This window comes from Streptomyces corynorhini (assembly GCF_003346515.1).
GTDB classification, from domain to species: domain Bacteria; phylum Actinomycetota; class Actinomycetes; order Streptomycetales; family Streptomycetaceae; genus Streptomyces; species Streptomyces corynorhini.
Genome location: NZ_QQNA01000411.1, coordinates 1 through 3,774, shown reverse-complemented (window position 1 = coordinate 3,774; position 3,774 = coordinate 1). Strand labels below are relative to the sequence as shown.

The 3,774-nt window shown below is 77.4% G+C and carries 1 protein-coding gene; it reads left to right on the top strand.

Annotated elements, in window-relative coordinates:
• Window positions 1–3,774: type I polyketide synthase (locus tag DVH02_RS36875; RefSeq protein WP_114627626.1), on the top strand; the 3,774-nt coding region annotated here is incomplete at both ends.

Here is a 3,774-nt window from a genome sequence, read left to right as displayed (position 1 = left end):
GCCCCCGCCTCCGACGCCGCGGGCGTCTCGGGCGGGCCGGGACTCGCCCTGTGGCCGCTGTCGGCGCGTGACGCGGACGCGGTCCCCGGGCAGGCGGAGCGGCTGTCCGGATGGCTCGCGGACCGGGCGCCCGAGGAGCGTCTCGGCGACGTCGGCCGGTCGTTGGGTACGACGCGCTCGATGTTCCCGCACCGCGCCGTGGTGGTGGGCGCGGACCTGGACGACATGCGTTCGGCGCTGGCGGCCGTGGCCTCGGGGGAGTCGGACCCGCGCGTGGTGCGCGGCGTGGCGGTGCGGGGGCGTACGGCGTTCCTGTTCGCCGGGCAGGGGTCGCAGCGGCCGGGCATGGGCCGGGAGCTGTACGACACGTTCCCGGCGTTCGCGGCGGCCTTCGACGCCGTCGACGCCGAACTTCCCTTCGCGCTGCGTGAGGTGGTCTTCGGCACCGACGCCGAGCGGCTGAACCGGACGGAGTTCGCGCAGCCCGCCCTGTTCGCCCTCGAAGTGGCCCTGTTCCGGCTGCTGGAGTCGTGGGGTGTGCGCCCGGACGCTCTCGCCGGGCACTCGATCGGCGAGATCGCCGCCGCGCATGTGGCGAGTGTGTGGTCGCTGGCGGACGCCTGCCGACTGGTCGTCGCCCGGGGCCGGTTGATGCAGGCCCTCCCCGAGGGCGGCGCGATGGTGGCGGTCGAGGCCGCCGAGGACGAGGTGCTGCCGCTGCCGCTCGACGGGCGCGTGGGCCTCGCCGCGGTCAACGGCCCGCGCTCCGTGGTCGTTTCCGGCGCGGCGGATGCCGTCGAGGACGTGGTCGCGCCGTTCCGCGAGGAGGGGCGGAAGGTCACGGCGCTGCGGGTCAGCCATGCCTTCCACTCCCCGATGATGGACCCGATGCTCGCCCGGTTCCGCGCCGTGGCCGAGTCACTGACCTACCGGAGCCCCTCCCTGCCGGTGGTGTCCACGGTGACCGGCCGGGCCGCGACCGCCGGGGAACTGACCACCCCCGAGTACTGGGTCGAGCACGTCCGCCGCCCCGTGCGCTTCGCCGACGCGGTACGGGGCCTGAAGGGCCTGGGAGCCGTCCGCCATCTCGAACTCGGCCCGGACGCCACCCTGTCGGGACTGGCACGCGGTGTGCTGGAGGAGACGCCCGCCGTCGTCGTGCCCGCACTGCGGCGCGAGGGATCGGAGACGCGCAGTGTGCTGCGCTCGGTGGGCACGCTGCACACCGCCGGACACAGCCCCGACTGGTCCGCGCTCCACCCCGGAGCCCGACGCGTCGATCTGCCCACCTACGCCTTCCTGCAGCGCCGACTGTGGCTCGACCCGCTCCCCGGCCGGAGCCGGGGCGTCGGACACGCCCTGCTGGGCTCCGCGCTGACCCTGGCGGACTCCACCGCCGTCGTCTCCACGACCCACCTCTCCGCCCGCACCCATCCCTGGCTGGCCGACCACACGGTGGCGGGCCGCACCGTGCTGCCGACAGCCGCCTACCTCGACTTCGCGCTGCACCTCGGCGGCCGGGTCGGCTGCGACCACGTCGTCCGGCTGGACCAGGAACGCCCGCTCGTCCTCGACGGGGACCGTGCCGCGGAGATCCAGGTCGTCCTGGACGCACCCGCGGCGGACGGCTCCCGGCCGTTCGCCTGCCACGCGCGCACCGCCGACGACCAGCCCTGGACCCGGCACGCCCACGGACTCCTCGCCCCCGCCACCGGCACGCCCGAGGAGCCCCAAGAGGACGACGGCGCCTGGCCGCCCCCCGGCGCCCAGGCCCTCGACGACGACGAGATCGACGCGCTCCACGAGACGGCCCGGCTCCACGGCCTCGACCGCGGCCCCGCGTTCCGCGCCCTCACGGCGGTATGGCGGGCCGGGAACGAGGCGTACGCCGAGGTCGCCGTGCCGGAGGAGCTGTCGGCCGACGCCCTGCGGGTCGCACTCCACCCGGCGCTGCTCGACGCGGCCCTGCACGCCTCACCCGTCCTCGGCCACCCGGGCCAGACCCCCGTGACCTGGCGGGACGTCACGCTGTACGCCGCCGCCCCGGACGTCCTGCGGGTACGGCTGCGGCCGGGCCCCGGCGGGGAGATACGCCTGGACCTCGCCGACGAGTCCGGTGCGCCGGTCGCCTCCGTCGGCGCGGTCACGCTCGCCCCGGTGGCGGACCTGGCCCTCACCGGACCGGCCGCCTCGGACCTGTTCACCGTCGAGTGGGCGGAGCTGCCCGCCGCGCCCCGGCCGGCTTCCCCGCCCACCGTCGCCTTCGTCGGCGCCGACCCGGCTGCCGGGCCCGCCACCGGCGAGGGCGCGCCCGGCGACGTACCGGACGGCACCCGTCACCACCCCGACCTCGACGCCCTCCTCGCCACCGGGGGCACCGTCCCCGATCTGGTCCTCCTCACCGTGCACACCGACGGCGCGGAACTCCCCGCCGCCCTGCACACCGCGACCGCCACCGCCCTGGACACCATCCAGCGCTGGCTGGCGGACGAGCGGACCCGGGACGCCCGGCTCGTCCTCGTCACCCGCGGCGCGGTCGCCGTCCGGCACGGCGACCCGGTCACCGACCCGGCCGCCGCCGCCGTACGGGGCCTCGTCCGCTCGGCGCAGTCGGAGAGTCCCGGACGGTTCCTGCTCGTGGACCTCGACGGCGACACCGACCCCGAGACCGCCCTCGCCGCCCTGCCCGCCGACGAGAGCGAGATCGCCGTACGCGCCGGGCGCGCGTACGCCGCCCGCCTGGTCCGGCACCGGCCCACCGCCGTACCGGACGTACCCGCCCTCGACCCGCTGCGGACCGTGCTGATCACCGGCGCGGGCGGCACCGTCGCCGCCGCCGTCGCCCGGCACCTGGTCACCGCGCACGGCGTACGCAGTCTGCTGCTGGCGAGCCGCCGGGGACCGGACGCGCCCGGAACGGCCGAGCTGCGCGCCGACCTCGAAGCGCACGGGGCGCGGGTCACCTTCGCCGCCTGCGACGTGGCCGACCCCGACGCCCTCGGCGCACTCCTCGACGGCCTTCCCCCCGAGCATCCCCTCGGCGCCGTCTTCCACGCCGCCGGGGTGCTCGACGACGGTGTGCTCACCGCCCTCACCCCGGACCGGCTCTCCGCCGTGCTGCGGCCGAAGGCGGACGCGGCCGTCCACCTGGAACGGCTCACCCGCGACCTCGACCTGTCCGCGTTCGTCCTCTTCTCGTCCGCCGCCGCCACCTTCGGCGGCCCGGGACAGGGCAACTACGCCGCCGCCAACGCCTTCCTGGACGCCTACGCCACCGCCCTGCGCGGCCGGGGCCGTCGCGCGACCGCCCTCGGCTGGGGACTGTGGGCCGAGGACGGCGGCATGACCGCGGACCTCTCCGACACCGACCGCGACCGCGCGGCACGGGCCGGGGTCGGCGCCCTGCCCACCCCCGACGCCCTCGCCCTCCTCGACCTCGCCCTCACCCAGGACCGCGCGGTCCTGCTGCCCGTCCGCCTCGACCTGACCGCCGCCCGCACCGCCACGAGCGTCCCGCCGCTGCTGCGCGACCCCGCCGCCACCGCCCGCCGCACCGCCCGGCCCGGCACCCGGCTCGACGCCCGCTCCGGCGGACGCCTCGCCGGGGAACTCGCCGCGCTGCCCGCGGCCGAGCGGACGGCCGCCCTGCTGCGCCTGCTGCGCACCGAGATCGCCACCGTCCTCGGCCACCCCGCAGGGGCGCCGCCCGCCGACGCCGAACGGCCCTTCCGCGACCTCGGATTCGACTCGCTCACCGCCGTCGAGCTGCGCAAC